This is a genomic window from Klebsiella sp. 2680, assembly GCF_900198535.1.
Lineage (GTDB): Bacteria > Pseudomonadota > Gammaproteobacteria > Enterobacterales > Enterobacteriaceae > Klebsiella > Klebsiella indica.
In genome coordinates, this window is record NZ_FZNJ01000004.1 from 252,176 (window position 1) to 279,004 (window position 26,829).

General features: G+C 54.0%; 25 protein-coding genes and 2 tRNA genes. 15 read left to right on the forward strand and 12 right to left on the reverse strand.

Annotated features, from left to right (window positions below; translation table 11 throughout):
* The first annotated feature begins 56 nt into the window (after nt 1-56).
* On the forward strand, nt 57-326 hold the full coding sequence (locus tag FN037_RS18360; protein ID WP_138358526.1) for a CBU_0592 family membrane protein: 270 nt from the start codon (nt 57-59) through the stop codon (nt 324-326).
* Between the two features lie 149 nt (nt 327-475).
* On the opposite strand, the gene FN037_RS18365 is transcribed toward FN037_RS18360, so the two are convergent.
* From FN037_RS18365 to FN037_RS18375, 3 genes are all read right to left on the reverse strand, one after another.
* Nucleotides 476-1,369, reverse strand: a complete 894-nt coding sequence (locus FN037_RS18365) for a LysR substrate-binding domain-containing protein (protein WP_138358524.1) — start codon at nt 1,367-1,369, stop codon at nt 476-478.
* Nucleotides 1,370-1,996: 627 nt separating this feature from the next.
* Nucleotides 1,997-2,072 (reverse strand) — tRNA-Gly (locus FN037_RS18370).
* Between the two features lie 86 nt (nt 2,073-2,158).
* Nucleotides 2,159-2,234, reverse strand: a tRNA-Gly gene (locus tag FN037_RS18375).
* Between the two features lie 273 nt (nt 2,235-2,507).
* Here FN037_RS18375 and FN037_RS18380 point away from each other — a divergent pair.
* Complete coding sequence (locus FN037_RS18380) at nt 2,508-3,239, forward strand: arginine ABC transporter substrate-binding protein (RefSeq protein WP_142502899.1); 732 nt, start codon at nt 2,508-2,510, stop codon at nt 3,237-3,239.
* Nucleotides 3,240-3,277: 38 nt separating this feature from the next.
* Here the strand turns inward: FN037_RS18380 and orn are convergent, their stop codons facing one another.
* The gene (orn, locus tag FN037_RS18385) at nt 3,278-3,823 is read right to left on the reverse strand and encodes an oligoribonuclease (protein WP_138358504.1); all 546 of its coding nucleotides are present in this window, start codon (nt 3,821-3,823) and stop codon (nt 3,278-3,280) included.
* 249 nt (nt 3,824-4,072) lie between these two features.
* Here orn and rsgA point away from each other — a divergent pair, with 249 nt between their 5' ends.
* The 3 genes from rsgA (at nt 4,073) to mscM (ending at nt 9,544) form a co-directional block, all read left to right on the forward strand.
* A complete protein-coding gene (gene rsgA, locus FN037_RS18395) occupies nt 4,073-5,134 on the forward strand; it encodes a small ribosomal subunit biogenesis GTPase RsgA (protein WP_138358502.1) in 1,062 nt (353 codons plus the stop codon).
* Nucleotides 5,135-5,231: 97 nt separating this feature from the next.
* Entirely contained in the window at nt 5,232-6,194 is a 963-nt protein-coding gene (gene asd / locus FN037_RS18400; protein ID WP_142502900.1) for an archaetidylserine decarboxylase, read from the forward strand.
* A gap of 23 nt (nt 6,195-6,217) precedes the next feature.
* Nucleotides 6,218-9,544, forward strand: coding sequence for a miniconductance mechanosensitive channel MscM (gene mscM / locus FN037_RS18405; RefSeq protein ID WP_142502901.1), 3,327 nt, complete (start codon nt 6,218-6,220; stop codon nt 9,542-9,544).
* A 105-nt stretch (nt 9,545-9,649) separates the two neighbouring features.
* Here mscM and epmA read toward each other — a convergent pair whose 3' ends face one another.
* Entirely contained in the window at nt 9,650-10,627 is a 978-nt protein-coding gene (gene epmA / locus FN037_RS18410) for an elongation factor P--(R)-beta-lysine ligase (RefSeq protein ID WP_142502902.1), read from the reverse strand.
* 276 nt (nt 10,628-10,903) lie between these two features.
* On the opposite strand from epmA, the gene frdA reads away from it, so the two are divergent.
* The 4 genes from frdA to frdD are packed head-to-tail and all read left to right on the forward strand — an operon-like array spanning nt 10,904 to nt 14,197.
* On the forward strand, nt 10,904-12,694 hold the full coding sequence (gene frdA / locus FN037_RS18415; RefSeq protein ID WP_138358494.1) for a fumarate reductase (quinol) flavoprotein subunit: 1,791 nt from the start codon (nt 10,904-10,906) through the stop codon (nt 12,692-12,694).
* Nucleotides 12,687-13,421 (forward strand): succinate dehydrogenase/fumarate reductase iron-sulfur subunit, encoded by a 735-nt coding sequence (locus tag FN037_RS18420; RefSeq protein WP_138358492.1) that lies wholly within the window; start codon nt 12,687-12,689, stop codon nt 13,419-13,421. Before frdA ends, FN037_RS18420 begins: the two co-directional genes overlap by 8 nt.
* A gap of 10 nt (nt 13,422-13,431) precedes the next feature.
* Nucleotides 13,432-13,827, forward strand: a complete 396-nt coding sequence (frdC, locus tag FN037_RS18425) for a fumarate reductase subunit FrdC (RefSeq protein WP_138358490.1) — start codon at nt 13,432-13,434, stop codon at nt 13,825-13,827.
* A gap of 10 nt (nt 13,828-13,837) precedes the next feature.
* Nucleotides 13,838-14,197, forward strand: a complete 360-nt coding sequence (gene frdD / locus FN037_RS18430) for a fumarate reductase subunit FrdD (RefSeq protein WP_138358488.1) — start codon at nt 13,838-13,840, stop codon at nt 14,195-14,197.
* Between the two features lie 77 nt (nt 14,198-14,274).
* On the opposite strand, the gene sugE is transcribed toward frdD, so the two are convergent.
* The 3 genes from sugE to efp all read right to left on the reverse strand — a co-directional run bounded on the left by sugE (nt 14,275) and on the right by efp (nt 15,800).
* Nucleotides 14,275-14,592 (reverse strand): quaternary ammonium compound efflux SMR transporter SugE, encoded by a 318-nt coding sequence (sugE, locus tag FN037_RS18435; RefSeq protein ID WP_138358486.1) that lies wholly within the window; start codon nt 14,590-14,592, stop codon nt 14,275-14,277.
* Nucleotides 14,593-14,731: 139 nt separating this feature from the next.
* Nucleotides 14,732-14,878 carry a lipoprotein toxin entericidin B gene (gene ecnB, locus FN037_RS18440; RefSeq protein WP_138358484.1) on the reverse strand — a complete coding sequence of 49 codons (147 nt, stop codon included), beginning with the start codon at nt 14,876-14,878 and terminating at the stop codon, nt 14,732-14,734.
* 355 nt (nt 14,879-15,233) lie between these two features.
* On the reverse strand, nt 15,234-15,800 hold the full coding sequence (gene efp, locus FN037_RS18445) for an elongation factor P (RefSeq protein ID WP_138358482.1): 567 nt from the start codon (nt 15,798-15,800) through the stop codon (nt 15,234-15,236).
* A gap of 42 nt (nt 15,801-15,842) precedes the next feature.
* On the opposite strand from efp, the gene epmB reads away from it, so the two are divergent.
* On the forward strand, nt 15,843-16,871 hold the full coding sequence (gene epmB / locus FN037_RS18450) for an EF-P beta-lysylation protein EpmB (protein WP_138358480.1): 1,029 nt from the start codon (nt 15,843-15,845) through the stop codon (nt 16,869-16,871).
* A gap of 97 nt (nt 16,872-16,968) precedes the next feature.
* Here the strand turns inward: epmB and FN037_RS18455 are convergent, their stop codons facing one another.
* The 3 genes from FN037_RS18455 to FN037_RS18465 all read right to left on the reverse strand — a co-directional run bounded on the left by FN037_RS18455 (nt 16,969) and on the right by FN037_RS18465 (nt 19,440).
* Nucleotides 16,969-17,322: a DUF4156 domain-containing protein gene (locus FN037_RS18455; protein WP_138358478.1), complete on the reverse strand. Its 354-nt coding sequence runs from the start codon at nt 17,320-17,322 to the stop codon at nt 16,969-16,971.
* A 134-nt stretch (nt 17,323-17,456) separates the two neighbouring features.
* On the reverse strand, nt 17,457-19,103 hold the full coding sequence (gene groL / locus FN037_RS18460) for a chaperonin GroEL (RefSeq protein WP_138358476.1): 1,647 nt from the start codon (nt 19,101-19,103) through the stop codon (nt 17,457-17,459).
* Nucleotides 19,104-19,146: 43 nt separating this feature from the next.
* The gene (locus tag FN037_RS18465) at nt 19,147-19,440 is read right to left on the reverse strand and encodes a co-chaperone GroES (RefSeq protein WP_138358474.1); all 294 of its coding nucleotides are present in this window, start codon (nt 19,438-19,440) and stop codon (nt 19,147-19,149) included.
* 232 nt (nt 19,441-19,672) lie between these two features.
* On the opposite strand from FN037_RS18465, the gene yjeH reads away from it, so the two are divergent.
* Nucleotides 19,673-20,923, forward strand: coding sequence for an L-methionine/branched-chain amino acid transporter (gene yjeH, locus FN037_RS18470; RefSeq protein ID WP_138358472.1), 1,251 nt, complete (start codon nt 19,673-19,675; stop codon nt 20,921-20,923).
* A gap of 36 nt (nt 20,924-20,959) precedes the next feature.
* Here yjeH and FN037_RS18475 read toward each other — a convergent pair whose 3' ends face one another.
* On the reverse strand, nt 20,960-21,436 hold the full coding sequence (locus tag FN037_RS18475) for an FxsA family protein (RefSeq protein WP_171034797.1): 477 nt from the start codon (nt 21,434-21,436) through the stop codon (nt 20,960-20,962).
* A 338-nt stretch (nt 21,437-21,774) separates the two neighbouring features.
* On the opposite strand from FN037_RS18475, the gene aspA reads away from it, so the two are divergent.
* The 4 genes from aspA (at nt 21,775) to FN037_RS18495 (ending at nt 26,794) form a co-directional block, all read left to right on the forward strand.
* On the forward strand, nt 21,775-23,211 hold the full coding sequence (aspA, locus tag FN037_RS18480) for an aspartate ammonia-lyase (protein ID WP_138358468.1): 1,437 nt from the start codon (nt 21,775-21,777) through the stop codon (nt 23,209-23,211).
* Between the two features lie 117 nt (nt 23,212-23,328).
* Nucleotides 23,329-24,630 carry an anaerobic C4-dicarboxylate transporter gene (locus FN037_RS18485; protein WP_138358466.1) on the forward strand — a complete coding sequence of 434 codons (1,302 nt, stop codon included), beginning with the start codon at nt 23,329-23,331 and terminating at the stop codon, nt 24,628-24,630.
* Between the two features lie 95 nt (nt 24,631-24,725).
* On the forward strand, nt 24,726-25,049 hold the full coding sequence (gene cutA, locus FN037_RS18490; RefSeq protein ID WP_138358464.1) for a divalent cation tolerance protein CutA: 324 nt from the start codon (nt 24,726-24,728) through the stop codon (nt 25,047-25,049).
* Nucleotides 25,025-26,794, forward strand: coding sequence for a protein-disulfide reductase DsbD (locus FN037_RS18495; RefSeq protein WP_142502903.1), 1,770 nt, complete (start codon nt 25,025-25,027; stop codon nt 26,792-26,794). The genes cutA and FN037_RS18495 overlap by 25 nt, the downstream gene beginning before the upstream one ends.
* Nucleotides 26,795-26,829 lie beyond the last annotated feature (35 nt).

Genomic DNA, 26,829 nt, shown 5'->3' on the forward strand with positions numbered 1-26,829 from the left:
CACCCCTGAAAACGTTATTTTCATCGTAATGATTTATACAAAAGGAATTAGGTCCGGTGGAATTACATACGGTCGTCGGGTTAATTGGGGTATTCTGCTACCTGTTAGCCTATGCATTAGTACAAATGCGTAATCTACAGATAGATTCTGACATTTATGCCATTCTGAATATTATTGGCGGGGTATGCGGACTTTATTCCCTCAGCCATGATTTTAATCTTGCCGCGGCAATTTCACAAAGCATGTGGTTAATTTTCACCCTTATTGGTATGCATACTTCACGCAGAAGACGCAGCATAGTCAAGGATAAAAAAACTACCGGATAATGAATAACCTTAATAAACAAAAGTCTATCATTATAATTAAATGCTTTTACTGCCCGCGTGGACATATAAGAAAGTAATGATATTTCCACTACGCTATCAGGGGTTTATTTATCTCAGCGGAATGATTCCTGACAGATAAAACAAGGGGTTTAACGCGACTGATATAACGCGTTAATCACCTGGCGAATAACCGGCTTGAGATAACGCTCTTTCGGAGTCATCAGGAAACATTTCCCCGCCGCGCCCAGTTTGCCAGGCCAGGCGGGGACCAGTTCCCCGCGGGTAATCTGGTCTTGTACTAATCCTTCCCATCCCAGCAGAATGCCATCCCCCTGAACCGCCGCCTGCACCAGAAAAGGGTAGTTATTGGCCCGCCAGCACTGGCGGGGGAAAAAACCAGGCACTTGCTGGGACTCGAACCATTCGCGCCAGCCAGTCCATTCCCGTTGCGGGTCGTCCTGAACCAGCAGCGTAAATCGCAATAAATCTGCGGCGGAGTCGAGCGGCCCCATTTTCGCCAGATAGTCCGGCGCACACATGGGGTAACAGATTTCGTCAAATAATACGGTCGACTCCAGCCCTGGCGGGGGTTCACGGAGATAAAAAATCGCAAGGTCAAACTCGGAAGTACGCAAATCGGCAAAACTATCGGAAATGCGCATCCGCACTTGCAGGTCCGGCAACTGGCGATGTAGCGCCGCTAACCGGGGAGATAACCACAGAGAGCTCATCGCGCTGGTACAGGCGATAGTCACCAGGGGCTGACCATTCCAGCCCATCACTTCCGCCGTCGCCTGGGAAAGCGCCGCCAGTTGTGTCCGCACCTGGGCGACGTAAGCCTCGCCACGCGGCGTCAGCAACACCCGACGCTGCGTGCGCAGGAACAATTTGCAGCCAAGCATCTCTTCGAGCTGGATTATCTGTCGGCTAATGGCGCTTTGCGTCAGATTCAATTCAAGGCACGCCCGTGAGATATTCCCGTAGCGCGCGACACACTCAAAAGCAATCAAGGTATTAAGCGGCGGTAATGGTTCAATTTGCATAGTGATATTCCAGGTGACACCTTCTCAGGCCAGGTATTTCTGATAATGGCCGTCTGCGGCACAGAGATATCTATCCCCATCTTGCGTAGCTGAGAAAGGGTCTCGAATAACAAGTTGCTTTTCGTGGTGCCAATCATACGCGGAGACAGGACATAACCGATAACACTTATTACCATGCGACCCGCATTCAGTTTCACCAGGCGGGCAAGATGTTTTCCGCAACAGATGCTAATCCCCTTCTGGGGTAAAAAGCTCACTTCTCAGGGCGGCGGGCGGCGCCAGCCGGGAAATCCCGCCTGTAATGCCGTTCAGTTAAGGATTGGTTGACCACGATTGATTTTATCCCTGTACTTGCCCGCCAACCGGGAAAACGGCACAACCGGTTAGTTGTAGGGCGCCTCAAAGACCTCAATCATCCGCATTCTCTTACGTTGCAAATCAGAGACAACATCAACGCCAGGAAGCTCGGCCGGTTTGGGAGGTACTGCGTGCAGACGATGGACTAAAAACAGACGAAAAAGTCCGGGAGTGGGGAAATTTTTGTGGGATGCGCTGGAACGAAAAAAGGACCCGAAGGTCCTTTTTCATAGACTTACAGATAACTGCGGCTATCTGTAAATCAAAATCTGGAGCGGGAAACGAGACTCGAACTCGCGACCCCGACCTTGGCAAGGTCGTGCTCTACCAACTGAGCTATTCCCGCTTAATCTTCGTCTTTCAAGCTGCTTCTGCGTTAACTACTTTACCGCAACCTGAAATCCTGTCATCAGGATGGTGCTTTCAAATTTTTGGAGCGGGAAACGAGACTCGAACTCGCGACCCCGACCTTGGCAAGGTCGTGCTCTACCAACTGAGCTATTCCCGCATATTTCTATGGTGCCGTGATGCGCATTTCTGCTTCGTCACGGGAGGCGCATTATACGAGAATTGGATTTACCTGCAACCCCCTGAGAGCAATTTTTTTCGTTTTTAGTTTAAGTGCCCACTTTATCATCAAATATGCGTTTAAATTGTCTGAATAATCAGCACATTCAGCAAAATCACTTTTTCCTGCTCCGCTAAAGGGGCAAAATCGCTCAGGTTTACAGGCGGATATCGCCCGCTAACGGTCAACAACGATGGCAATCCGGGAAATAAAATGAACAAAGCGCTTACCGTCCTGCTACTGTCCACATTTGCCGCAGGAACAGCAGCGGCGACAACGCTACATTTCGGGACCACAACGGCCAATCCGCCGTATGAAACCGTCAACAGTAAAAATCAGCCCACAGGTTTCGATATCGACCTGGCCAATGCCCTGTGCAGACAGCTGCAGGCCACATGTAAATTTACCGCCCAGCGGTTCGATACGCTGATACCGGCGCTGCGCTTTAAGAAGTTCGACGCCATTATTGCCGGCATTGAAGTGCTTCCGATGCGAGAAAAACAGGTTGCCTTTAGCCACCCCTATCGTCAGGCGCTATCCGGCGTAGTGGTGACCGCAAAGGATGCCGCCCACACCTTTGCCGATCTGCAAAATAAAACGCTCGGTGTAGTGAAAGGGACGATTCATCAGCGCTATCTGCGGGATAAACAAAAAGCCATTCATGCGGTGCCTTACGAGAGCGACGAAAGTGCCTTAAACGCGCTGAAAGAAGGTGCGATCAGCGGGGTCATAGGCGATCAGGAAACCCTGAGCAAATGGCTTGAGGATAACCCAAGCTACGCCATGATGGATCAACGCGCGACGGACCCGGGCTACTACGGAAAGCAGATCGCCATCGCGGTGCGTAAAGACGATCCTGAACTGCTGAATAACCTTAATGCCGCTCTGGAGACGGTCAAAGCCTCAGCGGAATTCCAGCAAATGGAACAGAAATGGTTTAAATAGCCGGGGATACCTCAGCGTTTGTGCCCCCGGCCAGGCCATTAAAGCTTAATAAAGTGCTCGCGGTAGTAGGCCAGTTCCGCGACCGACTCGCGAATATCGTCCATCGCCTGGTGTGTTCCCTGTTTCTTAAAACCGTCGAGGATTTCCGGCTTCCAGCGACGGGCCAGCTCTTTCAGCGTGCTGACGTCCAGATACCGATAGTGGAAGTAGGCTTCCAGCTCTGGCATATATTTAAACAAAAAGCGCCGGTCCTGGCCGATGCTGTTACCGCAAATCGGCGACTTACCCGCCGGCACCCACTGTTTGAGAAATGCGATTGTCTCCAGCTCCGCTTCACGCTCGCCCTGCGTACTCGCTTTCACCCGCGCCACCAGTCCACTACCGGTATGGGTACGCACGTTCCACTCATCCATCAGCGCCAGCTGCGCCTCCGACTGATGTACCGCAATTGTCGGCCCTTCCGCCAGAATATTCAGGTTTGCATCAGTCACCAGGGTGGCGATCTCAATGATGCGATCGCGTTCCGGATCCAGCCCCGTCATTTCAAGATCGATCCAAATCAGGTTGTTTTCATCTGCACTCATGTTATTTTCCACCCTTCTCACGTGACTATACCCTAAATAATTCAAGTCGCATCAAAGCGGCAAGCGAGCGACACATTCGTCAGAAACGAACTTGACCAGCCAAAAGTCGGCCTCCGGTGAGAGCATGGATGAGCCGAGTAATCCGCAGCCAATACCGAGGCAACTTGAAGGATGACGGGTATATATTCATCTAAAATAGCGTGTATCATAGATGTTTTGCCCCTACAGGGCGACCAGGAGCCAGTCCGATTGAGTAAAAATAAACTCTCCAAAGGCCAGCAGCGCCGCGTAAAGGCCAATCACCAGCGCCGCCTGAAAACGACTTCGGAGAAGGCCGATTTTGATGACAATCTGTTCGGTGAGAAAGCCGAAGGTATCGTCATTAGCCGCTTTGGTATGCATGCCGATGTTGAATCCGCCGACGGCAGCGTCCACCGTTGCAATATTCGTCGCACCATTCGTTCGCTGGTTACCGGCGATCGCGTCGTCTGGCGGCCAGGCAAAAGCGCGGCGGAAGGCGTGAATGTGAAAGGTATCGTCGAAGCCGTGCATGAGCGGACTTCCGTCCTGACGCGTCCGGATTTCTATGACGGCGTTAAACCCATTGCCGCCAATATCGATCAGATTGTTATTGTTTCGGCGATTTTGCCTGAACTATCGCCGAATATTATCGATCGCTATCTCGTCGCCTGCGAAACGTTGAACGTTGAGCCGCTGATCGTGCTCAATAAGATCGATTTGCTGGATCAGGAAGGTATGGACTTTGTCAACGCGCAAATGGACATTTATCGCGATATTGGCTATCGCGTATTGATGGTCTCCAGCCGTACTCAGGATGGCCTGAAGCCGCTTGAAGAGGCGCTCACCGAGCGTATCAGTATTTTTGCCGGGCAGTCCGGGGTCGGTAAATCCAGCCTGCTGAATGCGCTGTTGGGTCTGCGGGACGATCAAATTCTCACTAATGACGTTTCTGATGTGTCCGGTCTTGGCCAGCACACCACCACCGCCGCCCGCCTGTATCACTTCCCGCACGGCGGCGATGTGATTGACTCTCCTGGCGTGCGCGAGTTTGGCTTGTGGCACCTCGACGCGGAACAAATCACCCACGGTTTTGTCGAATTCCATGATTATTTAGGCCGTTGCAAATATCGCGACTGCAAACATGACACGGACCCAGGCTGTGCCATTCGCCAGGCGGTAGAAAACGGCGAAATCGCCGAGAGCCGGTTTGAAAACTACCACCGTATTCTGGAAAGCATGGCGCAGGTGCAGGTAAAAACGCGTAAAAGCTTTTCATCAACCGATGACTGACATTTAAGCTGGGCACCGTTAGAATCGTCCCCCTTTTTTTCAGACCTCTCGCTAACAGGTGAGGTCAGGAACGATAAATCATGGCCTGGAGGCTACCTTGTTAAACGATCTTAAACTTTCACTGCAATACATTCTGCCGAAACTATGGCTCACCCGCCTCGCAGGCTGGGGAGCGCGCAAGCGAGCAGGCTGGCTGACAAAACTGGTCATCGACCTGTTCGTGAAATACTACAAGGTCGATATGAAGGAGGCGCAGAAGCCTGATACCGCCAGCTACCGCACCTTTAACGATTTCTTCGTCCGTCCGCTGCGCGACGACGTCCGCCCGCTAAACACCGATCCTGGCGTTCTGGTGATGCCAGCCGACGGTGTGATCAGTCAGCTTGGCACCATCGAAGACGACAAAATTCTGCAGGCCAAAGGCCACAACTACAGCCTGGAAGCGCTACTGGCCGGTAATTACCAGATGGCCGATCTGTTCCGTCATGGACGCTTCGTCACAACCTATCTTTCACCGCGCGACTACCACCGCGTACATATGCCGTGTAACGGCATTCTGCGCGAAATGATCTACGTGCCGGGCGATCTGTTCTCTGTAAACCACCTGACCGCGCAAAACGTGCCAAATCTTTTTGCCCGCAACGAACGCGTCATCTGCCTGTTTGATACTGAATTTGGCCCCATGGCACAGATCCTGGTGGGCGCAACCATCGTCGGCAGCATTGAAACCGTATGGTCCGGCACCGTCACGCCGCCGCGTGAAGGGATTATTAAACGCTGGACCTGGCCTGCTGGCGATAATGAAGGTTCCGTCGCCCTGCTTAAAGGCCAGGAGATGGGCCGCTTCAAGCTCGGTTCAACCGTGATTAACCTGTTTGCGCCGGGTCAGGTTAAATGGGTTGAGCAATTACAAAGCCTGTCAGTCACCAAAATTGGCCAGCCGCTGGCAATCGCCCCTGAAGCCGCTCCCCAGGACCAACCGGCTCCGCTGTCGGAAGAGGAAGTCCGCGCCGAACACGCGGCCAGCCCGTTGGTTGACGATAAACAAGACGAAGGTTAATTCCTGAGAAAAAAGGTTACGCCGTGCGCCTGATATACACTTTCCTGTTGGCCTTGAGCCTCAGTTTTGGGGCGTACGCTGCGACCGCCCCGGATGCTAAACATATCGCTCAGGAACTGGAACAGGCAAAGGCGGCGAAGCCCGCCCAGCCTGAAACCGTTGAGGTTCTGCAATCCGCCCTGAATGCGCTTGACGAGCGTAATGCTTCCCTTGAACGCGCTCGCCAGTATCAGCAGGTTATCGATAACTTTCCGAAACTCTCGCAAACCTTACGCACGCAGCTCAATAATCTGAGCGATGAGCCGCCTCAGATCGCCACCACCCTCTCCTCAGAGGCGCTGAACCAGGAGATTCTTCAGGTCAGCAGCCAGCTACTGGAAGTCAGCCGCACGGCCCAGCAGGAGCAGGATCGCGCGCGTGACATCGCCGACTCGCTCAATCAGCTACCGCAGCAGCAGAGCGATGCCCGTCGTCAGTTGAACGAGGTAGAACGCCGAATCGGCGCGCAAAACAGCAATACGCCGCTGGCACAGGCGCAAAACCTCGGCCTGCAGGCGGAGTCCGCGCGGCTCAAAGCCCTGGTCGATGAACTGGATCTGGCGCAGCTTTCCGCCAATAACCGTCAGGAGCTGTCACGGCTGCGCGCAGAGCTGGCGCAGAAAGAGAGCGAACAGCTTGACGCCCGGCTGCAGGCGCTGCGTAATCAGCTTAACAGCCAGCGACAGCGCGAAGCGGAAAAAGCGCTGGAAAGTACTGAGCTTCTGGCGGAAAACAGCGAAAATCTGCCGCCCGACATCGTGAACCAGTTCAAAGTCAACCGGGAGCTTTCACAGGCGCTGAATCAACAGGCTCAACGCATGGATCTGATCGCCTCTCAGCAGCGCCAGGCCAGCAACCAGACCCTGCAGGTGCGTCAGGCGCTAAACACCTTACGCGAGCAGGCGCAGTGGCTGGGCTCTTCCAATCTGCTTGGCGAAGCCTTACGGGCTCAGGTCGCCCGACTGCCAGATACACCGCGCCCGCAGCAACTGGACACCGAAATGGCGCAGCTTCGCGTACAGCGCCTGCGCTATGAAGATCAGCTCAACAAGCAATCACAGTTAAGGCAAATTCGTCAGGCCGATGGTCAACCGCTTACCCGCGAGCAGAACCGTATTCTGCAGGCCCAGATGCGCACGCAAACCGAGTTGCTTAACTCGCTGCTGCGCGGCGGCGATACATTGATGCTTGAACTGACCAAGCTGAAGGTTGCCAACGGCCAACTGGAGGACGCGCTTAAAGAGATCAACGAAGCCACCCACCGGTATCTGTTCTGGACCTCAGACGTCAGCCCTGTCGGTTTTTCATGGCCGCTGGAAATCGTTCAGGATTTACGTCGGCTGATTTCGCTCGATACCATGAGCCAGCTCGGTAAAGCCAGCATCATGATGCTGACCAGCAAAGAGACGCTCCTGCCGCTCTTCGGCGCGCTGATCCTGGTCGGGTTCAGTATCAGCTCTCGTCGCCACTTCACGCGCTTTCTTGAGCGCTCCAGCGCCCGCGTCGGTAAGGTTACTCAGGATCACTTCTGGCTCACCTTACGCACCGTTTTCTGGTCGATACTGGTGGCTTCGCCGCTACCGGTCCTGTGGATGACGCTGGGTTACGGCCTGCAGGCCGCCTGGCCGTATCCGTTGGCCGTCGCCATTGGCGATAGCGTCACCGCCACCGTGCCGCTGCTGTGGGTGGTGATGATTTGCGCCACCTTCGCCCGTCCTGACGGCCTGTTCATCGCTCACTTTGGCTGGCCGCGCAATCGCGTCAGCAGAGCGATGCGCTACTACCTGATGAGTATCGGGCTGATTGTGCCGCTGATCATGGCGCTGATCACCTTCGATAACCTTAACGATCGCGAGTTTTCCGCCTCGCTGGGCCGCCTCTGCTTTATGCTGATTTGCGGCGCGCTGGCGGTGGTCACCCTGAGCCTGAAGCGCGCCGGGATACCGCTGTACCTCGACAAAGAAGGTAGCGGCGACAATATGGTTAACCGGCTGCTGTGGAATATGCTGCTCGGCGCGCCGCTGGTAGCAATGCTGGCGGCGGCGGTCGGTTACCTCGCCACGTCTCAGGCGCTGCTGGCCAGGCTGGAAACCTCGGTCGCCATCTGGTTCCTGCTGCTGGTGGTTTATCACATCATTCGCCGCTGGATGTTAATTCAGCGCCGTCGCCTGGCGTTCGATCGCGCAAAGCACCGGCGGGCAGAGATCCTCGCCCAACGCGCCCGCGGCGAAGAAGAGGTTCAGCACGCCAGCAGTTTGGAAGGTTCAATGGAGGCTGAGGTCAGCGAAATCGATCTTGATGCCATTAGCACTCAGTCATTACGTCTGGTGCGCTCTCTGCTGATGCTGATCGCGCTGGTGTCGGTCATTGTACTGTGGTCGGAAATCCACTCTGCGTTTGCTTTCCTGGAAAACATCTCGCTGTGGGACGTCACCTCAACCGCCCAGGGGGTAGAAAGTCTGGAGCCGATTACCCTCGGCGCGGTGCTTATTGCCATCCTGGTGCTGATTATCACGACACAACTGGTGCGTAACTTGCCCGCGCTGCTGGAGCTGGCAATCCTTCAGCACCTGGATCTGACGCCGGGCACCGGCTATGCCATTACCACCATTACCAAATATCTGTTGATGCTGATCGGCGGCCTGGTCGGTTTTTCGATGATTGGCATCGAATGGTCGAAGCTCCAGTGGCTCATCGCCGCTCTCGGCGTCGGACTGGGTTTTGGTTTACAGGAGATCTTCGCCAACTTTATCTCCGGCCTGATTATTCTGTTTGAGAAACCGATACGCATTGGCGATACGGTCACCATCCGCGATCTCACCGGCAGCGTCACGCGTATTAATACGCGCGCCACCACCATCAGCGACTGGGACCGCAAAGAGATTATTGTGCCGAACAAGGCGTTCATCACCGAGCAGTTCATCAACTGGTCGTTGTCGGATTCCGTCACCCGCGTGGTATTAACGGTGCCTGCGCCGGTAGATGCCAATACGGAAGAGGTATCGCAGATCCTGTTAACCGCCGCGCATCGCTGTTCGTTAGTTATTGATACGCCAGCGCCGGAAGCTTTCCTCGTTGACCTGCAGCAGGGGATACAGATTTTCGAGCTGCGTATTTTCGCCGCGGAGATGGGACACCGTATGCCGTTGCGTCACGAGATGCACCAGTTGATTCTGGCCGGCTTCCGTGAGCACGGGATCGATATGCCATTCCCGCCGTTTCAGATGCGTCTGGAAAGCATTGATGGCAGGAAAAGCAGCAGAACGCTGACATCAGCGGGGAAAACCAGTCGCACCGCCGGCAGCCTGTAAGTGTGAATCGGCTAATTGAACAGAGAGACCGCCGGTCTCTCTCGCAAAACCGCCTGTCCGCGGCGAAAAGGGAAATGGGATAAGAAAAGGGAAATGGGCTAAATATCAGGCCCGGTCAACGGTAAAAGACATTACCTCGCCGATACTTTCCGCGCCCAGCGCCAGCATCACCACGCGATCCACCCCCAATGCCACACCGGAGCAATCCGGCAGACCGGCTTCCAGCGCCGCCAGCAGGTTATAATCAATCGGCTGCTGAGGCAGGCCACGAGCCGCCCGCTTACGGTTATCCTGCTCAAAACGCTGCCGTTGCTCGCCCGCATCAGTCAGTTCGTGGAAGCCATTCGCCAGCTCAATGCCCTTGTAATAGACCTCAAAACGCTCTGCCACACGGTGATCTTCAGTGCTGATTTGCGCCAACGACGCCTGGCTTGCCGGAAAGTGATAGACAAATGTCGGACGATCTTTGCCAATATGCGGCTCAACGCCCATTGTAAAGAGCAACTGTAGCAGCGTATCCCTGTCGTCTTCCGTATCGGCGATATTGCTCAAATCCAGTTTCGCCGCCACCTCCCGCAACTGCGCTTTATCTGCTGACAACGGGTCTACTTCCAGGTACCGCTGGAATGCCTGCTGGTAGGAGAGGCTTTCCGCAGGCTGGCATTCCAGAACCTGCTGCAGCAGATCGTCGACTTCATTCATCAGTCGATACATGTCATAGCAGGGGCGATACCACTCCAGCATGGTGAATTCCGGGTTATGATGACGCCCCATCTCTTCATTGCGGAAGCTGCGACATAGCTGAAACACCGGGCCGCAACCGGCTGCCAGCAGGCGCTTCATATGGTATTCAGGACTGGTCATCAGATACAAATTCAACCCCTGGGAATGGCCGGGGCCAACGAAACGGGTTTCAAACGGGACCATATGGATATCCGTCACCGTCGCCTGACTCATGCAAGGCGTCTCCACCTCCAGCACGCCGCGATCGGTAAAGAAACGGCGAATTTCCGCCATCACCGCGGCACGTTTTAACAGATTAGGAATGGATGCGCTCGGCTGCCAGCTTGCCGTTTCGCTCATGGTACTTTCTCCGATTTGAAACAAGGGCTCGAAGTCTACTCGTAACTGGCGAGTGAAACAAATTATGTGCAACGCCGCGAACATATTACATACGTTTAATTTATTGATAATCAGTAAAAACGGCAGAGAACAGCGAAAAAACCGCACGGAACGATAAAAAAATCGAACACGTCAATTTTCCCTGATGATCGTACGGCTATACTCCCTACCTATAAAGGAGAAGTAATACATTTTCGCCAATCCGCCGGCGGAATAAACAAAAACTGGAGGAATGTCGTGCAAACTTTTCAAGCCGATCTTGCCGTAATTGGCGCAGGCGGAGCAGGTCTTCGCACCGCAATTGCCGCCGCACATGCGAATCCAAATGCCAAAATCGCTCTAATTTCCAAAGTCTATCCTATGCGTAGCCATACCGTGGCGGCTGAAGGAGGGTCCGCTGCCGTCGCCCAGGATCATGATAGTTTTGAGTACCATTTTCACGACACCGTTGCCGGTGGAGACTGGTTGTGCGAGCAGGATGTGGTCGACTACTTCGTCCATCACTGCCCGCAAGAGATGACCCAGCTTGAACAGTGGGGATGTCCATGGAGTCGTCGCCCTGACGGCAGCGTCAACGTCCGACGCTTCGGCGGCATGAAAATCGAACGCACCTGGTTCGCCGCCGATAAAACCGGCTTTCATATGCTACACACCCTGTTCCAGACCTCCCTCCAGTTTCCGCAAATTCAACGCTTCGATGAGCATTTCGTCCTCGACATTCTGGTCGATGATGGCCAGGCGCGTGGCCTGGTCGCGATGAACATGATGGAAGGTACGCTGGTGCAGATCCGTGCTAACGCGGTGGTGCTGGCGACCGGCGGCGCGGGGCGCGTTTATCGTTATAATACCAACGGCGGCATCGTCACTGGCGACGGGATGGGCATGGCGCTAAGTCACGGCGTACCGCTGCGGGACATGGAGTTCGTACAATATCACCCAACGGGTCTGCCGGGGTCCGGTATCCTGATGACCGAAGGCTGTCGCGGCGAAGGTGGCATTCTGGTCAACAAAAACGGCTACCGCTATCTCCAGGATTACGGCATGGGTCCGGAAACACCCCTCGGCGAACCGAAAAACAAATACATGGAGCTTGGCCCTCGGGACAAAGTCTCCCAGGCATTCTGGCACGAATGGCGCAAAGGCAATACGATCCCAACGCCGCGAGGCGATGTGGTTTATCTCGATCTGCGCCATCTCGGCGAGAAAAAACTGCTCGAACGTCTGCCGTTCATTTGTGAACTCTCGAAGGCCTACGTCGGCGTCGATCCGGTGAAAGACCCGATTCCGGTACGGCCAACCGCCCACTACACCATGGGCGGTATCGAAACCGACCAGCAGTGTGAAACCCGCATTAAAGGCCTCTTTGCCGTGGGCGAATGCTCATCCGTTGGCCTGCACGGCGCTAACCGTCTTGGTTCCAATTCGCTGGCGGAACTGGTGGTCTTTGGTCGTCTGGCCGGCGAGCAAGCGATGCTGCGCGCAGCAGATGCCGGCGACGCTAACGGCGCGGCGCTGGATGCACAGGCCGCCGATGTCGAGAAACGTTTGCACGCCCTGGTTAACCAGGAAGGTAACGAGAACTGGGCGAAAATCCGCGATGAAATGGGCCTGTCGATGGAGGAAGGTTGCGGCATCTACCGTACGCCGGAGCTGATGCAGAAAACCATTGATAAACTGGCCGAGCTGCAGGAGCGCTTCCGGCGTGTGCGTATCACCGACACCTCCAGCGTGTTCAATACTGACCTGCTTTACACCATTGAGTTAGGACACGGCCTGAACGTCGCTGAATGTATGGCGCACTCAGCGATGGCGCGTAAAGAATCCCGCGGCGCGCATCAGCGTCTGGATGAGGGGTGCACTGAACGCGACGATGTCAATTTCCTCAAGCATACGCTCGCTTTCCGTGATGCCGACGGTAATACCAGCCTGGCGTACAGTGATGTAAAAATCACCACTCTGCCGCCAGCAAAACGCGTGTATGGCGCTGAAGCGGAAGCAGCCGAGAAGAAGGAGACGACGAATGGCTGAGATGAAAAATATGAAGGTCGAAGTGGTGCGCTACAATCCGGAAGTGGACAGCGCACCCCACAGCGCTTTCTATGACGTTCCCTACGATGAGCAAACTTCACTGCTTGATGCCCTCGGCTATATCAAAGATAACCTTGCGCCCGATCTCAGCTACCGCTGGTCATGCCGTATGGCGATTTGCGGCTCCTGCGGCATGATGGTGAACAACGTGCCAAAACTGGCCTGTAAAACCTTCCTGCGCGAGTACAGTAAGGGGATTAAGGTTGAAGCGCTGGCCAACTTCCCGATTGAGCGCGACCTGGTCGTCGATATGACCCACTTTATTGAAAGTCTGGAAGCGATTAAGCCATACATCATCGGCAACTCACGTACGACTGACCAGGGGCCAAACAAGCAAACGCCGGCGCAAATGGCGAAGTATCACCAGTTTTCTGGCTGTATCAACTGCGGCTTGTGCTATGCGGCCTGCCCACAGTTTGGCCTTAATCCTGAGTTTATCGGCCCGGCGGCGATCACTCTCGCCCATCGTTACAACGAAGACAGCCGTGACCACGGTAAAAAGGAACGTATGGCGCAGCTTAATGGCAAGAATGGCGTCTGGACCTGTACTTTCGTGGGCTACTGCTCTGAAGTCTGTCCTAAACACGTCGATCCGGCGGCCGCGATCCAGCAGGGCAAGGTCGAAAGTTCGAAAGACTTTCTTATCGCCACCCTGAAACCACGCTAAGGAGTGCAGTATGACGACTAAACGCAAACCCTACGTACGGCCAATGCCGTCCACCTGGTGGAAAAAGCTGCCGTTTTATCGCTTCTATATGCTGCGCGAGGGGACAGCGGTGCCAACGGTGTGGTTCAGCATTGTGCTGATTTACGGACTCTTCGCCCTGAAGCAGGGTGCGGAAAGCTGGGCGGGCTATATCGGTTTTCTACAAAACCCGATTGTCGTGATTCTGAACCTGATCACGCTTGCTGCCGCGCTGCTGCATAGCAAAACCTGGTTCGAACTGGCGCCGAAAGCCGCCAATATTATCGTCAAAGGCGAGAAAATGGGGCCAGAGCCAATCATTAAAGGGCTTTGGGTCGTCACTGCGGTCGTTACCGTGGTGATTCTGTTTGTCGCCCTGTTCTGGTAAGGAGGCTGGAATGATCAATCCCAACCCAAAACGTTCTGATGAACCCGTATTCTGGGGGCTGTTTGGCGCCGGTGGTATGTGGGGGGCAATTATCGCCCCCGTGATAGTACTGCTGGTTGGCATTATTATGCCGCTCGGCCTCGCCCCCGATGATGCGTTTAGTTACCAACGCGTACTGGCTTTTGCCCACAGTTTCATTGGCCGCGCATTCATTTTCCTGATGATTGTTCTGCCCCTGTGGTGCGGACTCCACCGTATTCATCACGCGATGCATGATTTGAAAATTCACATTCCCAACGGGAAGTGGATTTTCTACGGGCTGGCAGCAATTCTGACGATTGTGACGCTGGTCGGCATTTTATTTATATAAATCCGATTGCCGGATGACGCATTTATGCAGACTCCGGCCTTCACAGCGATCAAATCGTTATGCGCGAATCAATACGTTTAATGGGCACTCAACTTCAGCCCGATAATGCCAATCACAATACAGACGAGGCTGGTAATACGCAGCAGACTGGCAGACTCTCCCAATAAAATAATCCCCGTGACCGCGGCACCAACCGCGCCAATCCCGGTCCATATCGCGTAAGCCGTCCCCACAGGTAATGTTTTCATCGCCCACGACAGCAATGTCAGACTCACAACCATCGCGACAATCGTGATCGCGCTGGGTAACAGACGGCTAAAACCGTGGGTATATTTCAGGCCAACCGCCCAGACAACTTCGAGAAGACCCGCAATAAATAACGCTAACCAGGACATATGGCTCCTTTGCTGGAGTCGTCCCCGAATGTGAAGCGCTCACGGGTCGTCCCGTAAGGCAGATGATCGTCCGCGGAGATTATACACAATGCACTGAGGGAAGAAAGAACGGTACGACCAATGGCCGTACCGCCATGGTCTATTGCTGAGCTTTGGTTGCCGCGCCAGAAATTGCGCTACCACCTTCGGAAATATCCTGACCAATACCGCGCGTTGTATTGCATGCGGTCAATACAGAGGAAAGAACCAAAACCGTAAAGAACGCTGCAATTGTTTTTTTCACCATAATATCATCCTTATTTACCCGTTTTAGTTATCGTGCTCTATAAGCATAGACAATCGGCTCTGGAATGAAGGCAGCGCTACGTTTTTTAAGAAAAAAGAGATTAACGACAAGCGTCAGGGAGGAGGAATCGTTTATAAATCTGAATTGCCTGATGCGGAAAATGCGCTGGCAGCTAAGGGAAACGCGCCCCGGATTCTGGATATCGTCGCCAGCGCCACAAACCATATTGCATTAACAGGGCGCCGCTCAGGAACAACACGACCAGACGTTTTATGGTGCGCTTCATCTTCCTGGCGACGATTTCGCCAGGCAAAAGGCGCAGCATCGCGCTGCGCCAACCCGCTCATCGCGTAAATTACTTCACGCGGGATACATATTCGCCAGAGCGGGTATCCACTTTGATGACTTCGCCAATCTGCACGAACAGCGGAACTTTAACCACTGCGCCGGTAGACAGCGTCGCCGGTTTGCCGCCAGTACCTGCGGTATCGCCTTTCAGACCTGGGTCAGTGTCGACGATTTCCAGTTCAACGAAGTTTGGCGGGGTGACGGAGATAGGCTGGCCGTTCCACAGCGTTACGATGCATTCAGCCTGATCCAGCAGCCATTTGGCGTTATCGCCAACCGCTTTCTCGTCAGCAGCAAGCTGTTCGAAAGTTGAGTTATTCATAAAGTGCCAAAACTCACCATCGCTATAGAGGTAAGTCAGGTTCATATCAACAACATCGGCGCCTTCCGCGGAATCGGTGGACTTGAAGGTTTTCTCAACACGCGTTCCTGTCAGCAGGCGACGCAGCTTAACGCGCGCAAAGGCCTGGCCTTTACCGGGTTTCACAAATTCGCTTGCTTCAACTGCATAAGGTTCGCCGTCCAGCATGATTTTAAGACCGGCACGAAAATCGTTGCTATAGTAAGTCGCCATAAGGCCCTCTAAAATTTTGTTAATTGGTAGCTAAGCCACAAAATGGCGCATATTGTAACCCTAAATACCCCATCCAGAGAAGATTGGTTAACGCAACTTTCCGATGTCGTGACCAGTCCCGATGAACTGCTACAGCTTTTAAGTATAACTGCTGATGCAAAGCTGTTGGCCGGATACGATGCCCGGCGCCTGTTCGCCCTACGCGTTCCGCGGGCGTTTATCGCCAGAATGGAACCTGGCAATCCTGATGATCCCCTGCTTCGTCAGGTACTTACATCACAAGATGAATTCATCACCGCGCCAGGATTCTCAACCGATCCCCTGCAAGAACAGCACAGCGTGGTTCCCGGTTTGCTGCACAAATACAAGAATCGTGCGCTGTTGCTGGTCAAAGGCGGCTGTGCCGTAAACTGCCGCTACTGCTTCCGTCGCCACTTCCCCTACGCCGAAAATCAGGGTAATAAACGCAACTGGCAGATGGCGCTGGAGTATATTGCGACCCATCCTCAGCTTGACGAGATTATCTTTTCCGGAGGCGATCCGCTAATGGCAAAAGATCACGAACTTGACTGGCTATTTACACAGCTGGAAGCGATTGCACATATAAAACGTGTGCGTATCCACAGCCGGTTACCAATCGTCATCCCGGCGCGTATTACCGATACACTCGTTGACCGGGTCGCCGCATCATCGTTACAGATATTGCTTGTCAATCATATCAACCATGCCAATGAAATTGACGGTGAATTTCGTCGCGCGATGATGCGGCTTCGTATGGCCGGCGTCACCCTGCTTAACCAAAGTGTGCTGCTACGTGGCGTCAACAATAGTGCAAAAACCCTTGCTGACTTGAGTAACGCGCTGTTCGATGCCGGGGTAATGCCTTATTACTTGCATGTCCTGGACAAAGTTCAGGGCGCATCCCATTTTATGGTCGACGACGAAGAGGCTCGCGCAATTATGCGAGAACTACTGACGCTGGTTTCCGGCTATATGGTGCCAAAACTCGCGCGGGAGATTGGGGGAGAACCCAGTAAAACACCGCTGGATCTCGGATTAAAACAGCGCTAATCAAGTGGATCTGCCGGTTTTATCCGGCAGAGGAACGATGACCGGTGGACAAATGAAGGTCAGGTGCCACGCCTTATGATCGGGGCACCGAATGCCGTCAATTCGGGCACTTATAGACCTGGCCATTCATCTGGCTGTCTGTCGGGATAAAGCTCGACAGCAGATTCTGAGTCGGGCTGCTGACGCCGTAAATCACATTGCCGCCCATTTCCGCCGCATGGTTACGCAGCGCGTTTGCCGCACCGCGCATAGAACCGCCTTCATCGCCATTCTGCCCTGACAGCCAGTTACTTTGCTTACCGGTCGCGGTTCCTAATAACTGGCATTCCGAACCCGGTTTATCTTCAACAAAGCGCACATTCTGGCCACCAGAGGTCAGTTCGTTGCTGGTGCTGCAACCTGCTAACAATAATGCTGCGCCGACGATCCCTGCTACATATTTTATCTGCATGTTATTCCCCACGATCAATGAGCCGGACGCGCTGGCCCGGATGTACAACCTTATACTAAAAAGGTAGCAAAAAGAAAAACCCCCGAGCATTTCTGCCCGGGGGTTTCCTTATTACTAAGCGGTATAGCGCACGATTACATCATGCCGCCCATACCACCCATGCCGCCCATGCCGCCAGCAGCACCTAAGTCAGGCGCATCGGCTTTCGGCAGGTCGGTTACCATGCACTCGGTGGTGATCATCAGACCAGCAACGGATGCCGCATACTGCAGAGCAGAACGGGTCACTTTGGTTGGGTCCAGGATACCGAAGTCGATCATGTTGCCGTATTCTTCGGTCGCGGCGTTATAACCGTAGTTACCTTCACCGCCTTTCACGTTGTTAGCCACAACAGACGGCTCTTCACCGGCGTTGGAAACGATCTGACGCAGCGGAGCTTCCATCGCGCGCAGCGCAACTTTGATACCCACGTTCTGGTCTTCGTTCTGCGCAGTCAGGCCAGACAGTTTAGCGGCGACGCGAACCAGCGCAACACCACCACCAGCAACCACGCCTTCTTCTACCGCAGCACGGGTCGCGTGCAGGGCATCATCAACGCGGGCTTTCTTCTCTTTCATTTCAACTTCGGTCGCAGCACCAACTTTGATTACTGCCACACCGCCTGCCAGTTTAGCAACGCGTTCCTGCAGTTTTTCGCGGTCGTAGTCAGAAGTCGCTTCTTCGATCTGCTTACGGATCTGAGAAACGCGGCCCTGAATCGCCGCTTCTTCACCCACACCATCAATAATAGTGGTGGTATCTTTGTTGATAACAATGCGTTTTGCCTGACCCAGGTCTTCCAGCGTCGCTTTTTCCAGCTCCATACCGATCTCTTCAGAGATAACGGTACCGCCAGTCAGGGTTGCGATGTCCTGCAGCATTGCTTTACGACGGTCACCGAAGCCCGGCGCTTTAACCGCAGCCACTTTAACAATACCACGCATGGTGTTAACCACCAGGGTCGCCAGCGCTTCGCCTTCAACGTCTTCAGCGATGATAACCAGCGGTTTACCCGCTTTTGCTACGGCTTCCAGAACCGGCAGCAATTCGCGGATGTTGGAGACTTTTTTGTCAGCCAGCAAGATATACGGGCTTTCCAGCTCAACAGCACCGGTGTCCGGTTTGTTGATGAAGTACGGAGAGAGGTAACCGCGGTCAAACTGCATACCTTCAACGACATCCAGCTCGTCTTCCAGACCGGTACCATCTTCAACGGTAATCACGCCTTCTTTACCGACTTTGTCCATCGCTTCCGCGATCAGTTTACCAACGGTTTCATCGGAGTTAGCGGAGATCGTACCAACCTGAGCGATAGCTTTAGAGTCAGAGCACGGTACAGACAGCACTTTCAGCTCTTCAACCGCGGCCTGAACGGCTTTATCGATACCACGTTTCAGATCCATCGGGTTCATGCCCGCCGCAACGGCTTTCAGGCCTTCAGCGATGATAGACTGAGCCAGTACGGTCGCGGTGGTGGTACCGTCGCCTGCCGCGTCATTCGCTTTAGAGGCCACTTCTTTCACCATCTGCGCACCCATGTTTTCGAACTTGTCTTCCAGTTCGATTTCACGTGCAACGGATACGCCATCTTTGGTGATGGTCGGTGCGCCGAAGGATTTGTCGAGAACAACGTTACGGCCTTTCGGGCCCAGAGTCACTTTAACTGCGTCTGCCAGTACGTTTACGCCGCGCAGCATTTTCACACGAGCGTCGTTACCGAATTTTACGTCTTTAGCTGCCATTTTACTTTTCCCTTAAATTCGTATGTTCAGTGTCGTTCGCGGATTACGCTTCAACAATTGCCAGAATGTCGTTTTCGGACATGATCAACACTTCTTCATTGTCGATCTTCTCGGATTTCACCCCGTAACCATCGTTAAAAATCACGATGTCACCAACTTTAACGTCCAGAGGCTGCACGGTTCCGTTTTCCAGAATGCGGCCCTTACCGACAGCGATGATTTCGCCACGAGTTGATTTTGTTGCCGCAGAGCCGGTCAGAACGATGCCACCTGCAGATTTGGTTTCAACTTCTTTACGTTTGACGATCACACGATCATGTAACGGACGAATACTCATTGATAGCTCTCCTTTGAGAAAGTCATTATCAGTTATGGATGACGCCGGTCCGCACACGGTTTTCCGGCTAGTGCACTGAGAGATGGGGATGGGGTTTCACCGCTTCAAGGGGAAAACAAAAAAAAATTTGTCTCCGTGTGGCGAAATACGCAAATTCGCGCGCTCTCCCCTGGCGCCATAAGTAAAAGTGATTGTGATACCATCCTGTTTTTACCGAGCACAAGGTTGAATCATGGGTGGTTTAAAACAGGAGTTGGGGCTTGCTCAAGGCGTGGGATTACTGTCCACATCATTACTGGGAACCGGCGTCTTTGCCGTCCCGGCGCTGGCTGCCCTGGTTGCCGGCGATAACAGCCTGTGGGCATGGCCGGCGCTGATTCTGCTGGTTTTTCCAATCGCAATCGTTTTTGCAACGCTGGGCCGCCACTTTCCCAGCGCGGGCGGCGTCGCACATTTTGTCGCCATGGCCTTTGGCCCACGGCTGGCGCGCGTCACCGGCTGGCTATTTTTATCGGTGATCCCCGTCGGGCTGCCCGCCGCCCTGCATATCGCCACTGGCTTTGGCCAGGCGCTTTTTGGCTGGCACGATAGCCAGTTATTGCTGGCCGAACTGGGAACGCTGGCGATTATCTGGTGGGTTGGCTCGCGCGGCGCCAGCTCCAGCGCCAATCTGCAAACGCTGATTGCCGTATTGATTGTGGCTTTAATCGTTGCCATCTGGTGGCGCGGCGATATAAACCCAACGCAAATCCCCTTCCCGGCCCCTTCTGATATCAGTCATTCGCAGCTTTTTTCTGCGCTCTCGGTGATGTTCTGGTGTTTTGTTGGTCTGGAAGCTTTTGCGCATCTGGCCGCGGAATTTAAGCAGCCAGAGCGTGACTTTCCTCGTGCGCTAATGATTGGCTTATTGCTGGCGGGCTCCGTTTACTGGGCCTGTACCGTGCTGGTGCTGCATTTTCATGCTTTCGGCGAAGAGATGGCCGCCGCCGCGTCGCTGCCCAATATCGTGGTGCGCCTGTTCGGCGTTAAGGCGCTGTGGATTGCCTGCGTTATCGGCTACCTCGCCTGTTTCGCCAGCCTCAATATTTATATTCAGAGCTTTGCCCGCCTGGTCTGGTCGCAGGCGCAATACAAGCCAGACAGCTATCTGGCCCGACTATCGCCGCGGCAAATTCCGCGCAATGCCCTGAACGCGGTGCTGGGTTGCTGTGTAGTAAGTTCCCTGTGCATTTATGAGCTCAATATCAATCTTGATGCCCTGATCATCTATGCCAACGGCATCTTTATCATGATTTATCTGTTGTGCATGCTGGCAGGATGTCAGTTACTGCAGGGGCGTTATCGCATGCTGGCGGCGGTTGGCAGCGCGCTGTGTCTTCTGCTGCTGGCGATGGTTGGCTGGAAGAGCCTGTATGCATTAGTGATGCTGGTCGTGCTATGGCTGTTCTTGCCCCAGCGCAAGTTAGCCGTCAAACAACTGTAGGCCGGATGCGCATGGCGCTACCCGGCCCGGCCAATGTTAGTCCCGACGATCGTCTTTGTGATCCAGGCGATCGCGCTCCTCGTCTTTACGCTGAAACTCACCTTCAAAGGTATCGCCACTCCCCGTTCCCGCGCTAAATCCTCCCCCGGGCATCCGGCTAAAACGCAGATATGGCATCAGCTTCATCGTCAGATGCTTCTGCACCGGTGGCAACAGCAGCAGTAAACCCAGGAAGTCGGTAAAAAACCCCGGCAGTAACAGCAGCAAACCCGCAATAATCAATGACACACTTTTGATCATCTCCGCGGCCGGACTCTCCCCGGCCTCTATTTTTTGCTGCATCAGCATCAGGTTTTTAAAGCCCTGGTTTTTCACCAGCGATATCCCGACGACCGAGCTAAAGATCACCAGAATCAGGGTCAGCAATACACCGAGCACATGGGCGACCTGGATAAAGATCGATATCTCAATATAAACGTATAAAAAAACGGCAATTAACGGAATCCAACGCACCGGCGTCTCCTTCATTAACGGACGCCAGTGTTGGCCCCCGTAGTCATAAATGTGCTATTCGCATAGCAAAGATCTTGGGTCAAAACGCGGTTTTTCAATCATCAAAAAAGCTTATTTTTTTCAAGAATAGAAAAGCGGTGATACATTTCACAGATTAATAATTCTTATCAGATCCGCTACATAATAAGTGATCGGGACGACGGATATTCGCCATCATCAGAATATAATCGTGGGCACCAGGCTTGTTGATGAAATAATCTGCGGCCAGAAAATGCGTCAGATTCCATAAATCCTGCGTATTTGGTGAATTCATAGGCAGCTTGAGAGAGAAGGTTCACATGTTAAACCACATTCGTATCGAAGAAGATTTGTTGGGTACCAGGGAAGTTCCAGCTGACGCCTACTATGGCGTTCACACTCTGAGAGCGATTGAAAACTTCTATATCAGCAACAACAAGATCAGCGACATACCTGAATTTGTCCGGGGTATGGTGATGGTGAAAAAAGCCGCGGCGTTGGCCAACAAAGAGCTGAAAACCATTCCTAAAAGCGTTGCGAATGCCATTATCGCCGCATGCGATGAGGTGCTGAATAACGGAAAATGCATGGACCAGTTCCCGGTTGATGTATTCCAGGGCGGGGCAGGCACTTCCGTGAATATGAACACCAACGAAGTGCTGGCAAACATCGGCCTTGAGCTGATGGGCCACCAAAAAGGTGAATATCAGTATCTCAACCCGAACGACCATGTTAACAAATGCCAGTCCACCAACGATGCCTACCCGACGGGTTTTCGTATCGCGGTCTACGCCTCTATCCTCAAACTGATTGATGCAATTAATCAGCTTGGCGAAGGCTTCCGGCAGAAGGCCGTTGAGTTCCAGGATATTCTGAAAATGGGCCGTACTCAGTTACAGGATGCGGTGCCCATGACCCTCGGTCAGGAGTTCCATGCATTCAACGTTCTGCTCAATGAAGAGACCAAATGCATCCTGCGTACCGCAGAACTGCTGCTGGAAGTCAACCTCGGCGCGACCGCGATCGGTACCCGTCTGAACACGCCGGAGGGTTACCAGCAGTTAGCGGTACAAAAACTGGCGGAAGTCAGCAACCTGCCGGTCATCCCCGCGGAAGATCTGATTGAAGCCACCTCCGACTGCGGCGCCTACGTCATGGTACACAGCGCCCTGAAACGTCTGGCGGTAAAACTCTCCAAAATCTGTAACGACCTGCGCCTGCTCTCTTCCGGCCCGCGCGCTGGTCTGAACGAAATCAATCTGCCAGAGCTGCAGGCGGGTTCTTCCATCATGCCGGCTAAAGTCAATCCGGTGGTCCCGGAAGTTGTCAACCAGGTGTGCTTCAAGGTTATCGGGAATGACACCACCGTCACGATGGCCGCCGAAGCCGGTCAGTTGCAACTGAACGTCATGGAACCGGTCATTGGCCAGGCGATGTTCGAATCTATCCATATTCTGACCAACGCCTGCTACAACCTGCTGGAAAAATGCGTCAACGGCATCACCGCCAACAAAGCGGTATGCGAAAGCTATGTCTACAACTCCATTGGCATCGTTACCTATCTCAACCCCTATATTGGCCACCACAATGGCGACATCGTCGGCAAAATTTGCGCCGAAACGGGCAAGAGCGTCAGGGATGTTGTGCTTGAGCGCGGGCTGCTGACCACTGCGGAGCTGGATGACATCTTCTCCGCGCAGAACCTGATGCATCCGGCCTATAAAGCGAAGCGTTATACCGATGAAAGTGAACAGTAAATTTCCAGATTAAACGTACAACGGGCATGTCAGCACTGACATGCCTTTTTTGTTCTTATTAGGTCATTAAATTACAACAAATTAATATCAACTTGCTAACAAACAAGGAAGACATCTATGTTTGGTGCAGAACTCATTATTGTCCTGCTGGCCATTTATCTGGGAGCCAGACTCGGGGGTATCGGCATCGGTTTTGCCGGAGGACTCGGCGTCCTCGTCCTTACCCTTGTTTTTCAAATCAAACCCGGAGCGATCCCCTTCGACGTCATTGAAATCATTATGGCGGTTATCGCTGCTATCGCCGCGATGCAGGTCGCCGGAGGAATGGACTATCTGGTCAGCCTTGCCGAACGCATGCTGCGGCGTCATCCTAAATACATTACCTTTCTCGCCCCGCTGGTCACCTGGTTTATGACCGTGCTGGCCGGAACCGGGCATACCGCTTTTTCTACGTTGCCGGTTATCACCGAAGTGGCGAAAGAACAGGGGATCCGTCCCTCACGCCCGCTCTCCATTGCCGTGGTCGCCTCACAGATTGCGATTACCGCCTCGCCGATTTCTGCGGCGGTGGTCTTTTTTGCCGGCATCCTCGAACCACTGGGCGTCAGCTACCTGACGCTACTGGCAATCTGCATTCCGGTCACCCTCGTCGCCGTCATGCTCACCGCCATCGTGTGTAACTTCCTCGGCAGCGAACTGAAAGATGACCCGGTCTATCAGGAGAGACTGGCCAAAGGGGAAGTCAAACTACGCGGCAGCCAGGTTTTTGAACTTAAGCCACACGCCAGACGCTCAGTCTTGCTGTTTCTGGTTGGTATCGTGGCGGTAATGTTCTACGCCACCGCCATCAGCGATACTGTCGGCCTGATCAAGAATCCGGTCCTGCCGCGTAATGAAGCGATCGTGGTATTTATGCTGACCATTGCGGCGCTGATTAGCATCACCTGTAAAATTGATACCGGAGAGGTGCTCAACGCCAGTACCTTTAAGTCCGGGATGAGCGCCTGCGTCTGCGTTCTCGGCGTTGCCTGGCTGGGCGATACGTTTGTCAAAGCCCATATTAGCGATATTCAGGCCGTCGCGGGCGACCTGCTGCACAACTATCCGTGGCTGCTGGCGGTGGTGCTGTTTTTCGCCGCGACACTGCTTTATTCCCAGGCAGCCACCACCAAGGCGTTGATGCCCGCCGCGCTCCTGCTGGGCGTCACGCCGCTGACCGCCATCGCCTCGTTCGCCGCCGTTTCTGCGCTGTTCGTCCTGCCGACCTACCCAACCCTGCTGGCGGCAGTCGAAATGGATGACACCGGCTCAACCCGCATTGGCAAATATGTCTTTAACCATGCTTTCCTGATCCCTGGCGTGATCGCCATTGCGCTGTGTGTGATCCTCGGGTTTATTTTTGGCGGCATCATGTTATAAATCTCAACAAATTCGGGCCAGATCCTGGCCCGTTTCGCTAATCTCCCCTTATTTTGCGTGCTATAGTGCCTCTTTTCGCTGATACGAGGTTCACGATGACGACGCCTGATGCTGTTGTTGTACTCTGTACTGCACCGGATGAAGCAACCGCCCAGGAACTGGCGGCCAAAGTGCTGGCGGAAAAACTCGCCGCCTGCGCGACGCTCTTGCCGGGAGCGACTTCGCTTTACTATTGGGAAGGGAAACTGGAGCAGGAGTATGAAGTACAAATGCTGCTAAAAACCGACCTCTCCCATCAGCAGGCGCTGCTGGACTGCCTGAAGTCCCATCACCCGTATCAAACCCCTGAACTTTTGGTTCTGCCCGTTATTCACGGAGACAACGATTACCTCTCATGGCTCAACGCATCATTACGCTGATCCTGCTGCTGTGCAGCACATCGGCCCTTGCCGGGCTGTTCGACGCCCCTGGCCATTCGAACTTTGTTCCTGCCGATCAGGCTTTCGCTTTTGATTTTCAGCAAAATCAACATGATATCAATCTGAGCTGGCAAATTAAGGAGGGGTACTACCTTTATCGCAAACAGATCAAACTGACCTCGGCCAATGCCACCTTTGGCGCCCCCGCCATGCCCTCAGGGGAATGGCATGAGGATGAGTTCTACGGCAAGAGCGAAATTTACCGTCATCGCCTGACAATACCTGTCACCCTGACAGAGGCTGCCGCTGGCGCGACCCTCACCGTGACGTATCAGGGATGTGCGGATGCGGGTTTTTGCTATCCGCCGGAAAGCAAAATCGTGCCGCTTGGCAAAGCGCTCCCGCTCACCGATCGCGCAACATCCGCCGTACAGCCGAAGCTGAATCCACCGCTGCCGCTGGAAACGCGCCCTGCGTTACCGGTAGAGTCTCCGCCCGTACTTCCGCGTCCCGCAGCGGATACCCCTGGTTCCCATCTGCCCTTTAGCGCGCTCTGGGCGCTATTAATCGGTATCGGCATCGCCTTTACTCCCTGCGTTCTGCCAATGTATCCGCTGATTTCCGGCATCGTCCTGGGCAGTAAACAGCGACTCACGACGCCCCGTGCGCTGCTGCTGGCATTTATCTACGTCCAGGGGATGGCGTTAACGTATACCGCGCTGGGTCTGGTGGTCGCCGCTGCCGGTCTGCAGTTCCAGGCGGCATTGCAGCACCCTTATGTGCTGATCGCCTTGTCTGTGGTATTTATTATACTGGCGCTGTCGATGTTTGGGCTGTTTACTCTCCAGCTACCTTCGTCTCTGCAGACGCGTCTGACGCTGATGAGCAATCAACGTCAGGGCGGTTCGCCGGGCGGCGTATTCACGATGGGAGCGATTGCCGGGCTCATCTGCTCGCCCTGCACTACCGCACCACTGAGCGCTATTCTGCTGTATATCGCCCAGAGCGGTAATCTGTGGCTGGGCGGAGGAACACTCTATCTCTACGCGCTGGGTATGGGGCTGCCGTTGATTCTGGTGACCGTCTTTGGCAATCGCCTGCTACCCAAAAGCGGCCCGTGGATGGCTCACGTCAAAACAGCCTTTGGCTTTGTGATCCTCGCCCTACCGGTATTTTTGCTGGAGCGTATCGTCGGTGACCTATGGGGTCTACGGCTTTGGTCTCTGCTCGGCATTGCCTTCTTTAGCTGGGCGTTTATTACCTCACTGAGCGCCCCTCGCTCATGGCTGCGTATCGTGCAGATAGCGATGCTTGGCGCCGCGCTGGTTAGCGCGCGTCCATTGCAGGACTGGGCTTTCGGCGAGCCGGTCGCCCAGCGACAGGCTCATCTGCAATTTACCCGCGTCAGCAACGTCGATGAGCTCAACATTGCGCTGGGCCAGGCTAAAGGTAAACCGGTGATGCTCGATCTCTACGCTGACTGGTGCGTGGCCTGCAAAGAGTTTGAGAAATACACGTTTAGTTCGCCTGATGTCCAACAGGCGCTACATGAGACGGTGCTGCTGCAAGCGGATGTCACAAAAAACAGCGCGGAAGAAGCGGCGCTGCTGAAGCACCTGCAGGTGCTCGGCCTACCCACAATTCTGTTCTTCAATGAACAGGGCGAGGAACAGCCCGCACGACGTGTCACCGGGTTTATGGACGCCGCGGCATTCATCGCCCATTTGCGCGATCGGCAACCGTGAGCAACACTTGAGGAGAGAAAATGGAGGAGAAGACC

Excerpts from the sequence above, each read along its gene's own strand:
- sugE (WP_138358486.1), bottom strand. The coding sequence starts at position 14,592 with ATGTCCTGGTTAGCGTTATTTATTGCGGGTCTTCTCGAAGTTGTCTGG.
- FN037_RS18420 (WP_138358492.1), top strand. The coding sequence starts at position 12,687 with ATGGCTGAGATGAAAAATATGAAGGTCGAAGTGGTGCGCTACAATCCG.
- frdC (WP_138358490.1), top strand. The coding sequence starts at position 13,432 with ATGACGACTAAACGCAAACCCTACGTACGGCCAATGCCGTCCACCTGG.
- FN037_RS18465 (WP_138358474.1), bottom strand. The coding sequence starts at position 19,440 with ATGAGTATTCGTCCGTTACATGATCGTGTGATCGTCAAACGTAAAGAA.
- efp (WP_138358482.1), bottom strand. The coding sequence starts at position 15,800 with ATGGCGACTTACTATAGCAACGATTTTCGTGCCGGTCTTAAAATCATG.
- ecnB (WP_138358484.1), bottom strand. The coding sequence starts at position 14,878 with ATGGTGAAAAAAACAATTGCAGCGTTCTTTACGGTTTTGGTTCTTTCC.
- epmB (WP_138358480.1), top strand. The coding sequence starts at position 15,843 with ATGGCGCATATTGTAACCCTAAATACCCCATCCAGAGAAGATTGGTTA.
- aspA (WP_138358468.1), top strand. The coding sequence starts at position 21,775 with ATGTTAAACCACATTCGTATCGAAGAAGATTTGTTGGGTACCAGGGAA.
- FN037_RS18455 (WP_138358478.1), bottom strand. The coding sequence starts at position 17,322 with ATGCAGATAAAATATGTAGCAGGGATCGTCGGCGCAGCATTATTGTTA.
- epmA (WP_142502902.1), bottom strand. The coding sequence starts at position 10,627 with ATGAGCGAAACGGCAAGCTGGCAGCCGAGCGCATCCATTCCTAATCTG.
- groL (WP_138358476.1), bottom strand. The coding sequence starts at position 19,103 with ATGGCAGCTAAAGACGTAAAATTCGGTAACGACGCTCGTGTGAAAATG.
- cutA (WP_138358464.1), top strand. The coding sequence starts at position 24,726 with ATGACGACGCCTGATGCTGTTGTTGTACTCTGTACTGCACCGGATGAA.
- frdD (WP_138358488.1), top strand. The coding sequence starts at position 13,838 with ATGATCAATCCCAACCCAAAACGTTCTGATGAACCCGTATTCTGGGGG.
- yjeH (WP_138358472.1), top strand. The coding sequence starts at position 19,673 with ATGGGTGGTTTAAAACAGGAGTTGGGGCTTGCTCAAGGCGTGGGATTA.
- FN037_RS18495 (WP_142502903.1), top strand. The coding sequence starts at position 25,025 with ATGGCTCAACGCATCATTACGCTGATCCTGCTGCTGTGCAGCACATCG.
- FN037_RS18485 (WP_138358466.1), top strand. The coding sequence starts at position 23,329 with ATGTTTGGTGCAGAACTCATTATTGTCCTGCTGGCCATTTATCTGGGA.
- orn (WP_138358504.1), bottom strand. The coding sequence starts at position 3,823 with ATGAGTGCAGATGAAAACAACCTGATTTGGATCGATCTTGAAATGACG.
- FN037_RS18380 (WP_142502899.1), top strand. The coding sequence starts at position 2,508 with ATGAACAAAGCGCTTACCGTCCTGCTACTGTCCACATTTGCCGCAGGA.
- FN037_RS18365 (WP_138358524.1), bottom strand. The coding sequence starts at position 1,369 with ATGCAAATTGAACCATTACCGCCGCTTAATACCTTGATTGCTTTTGAG.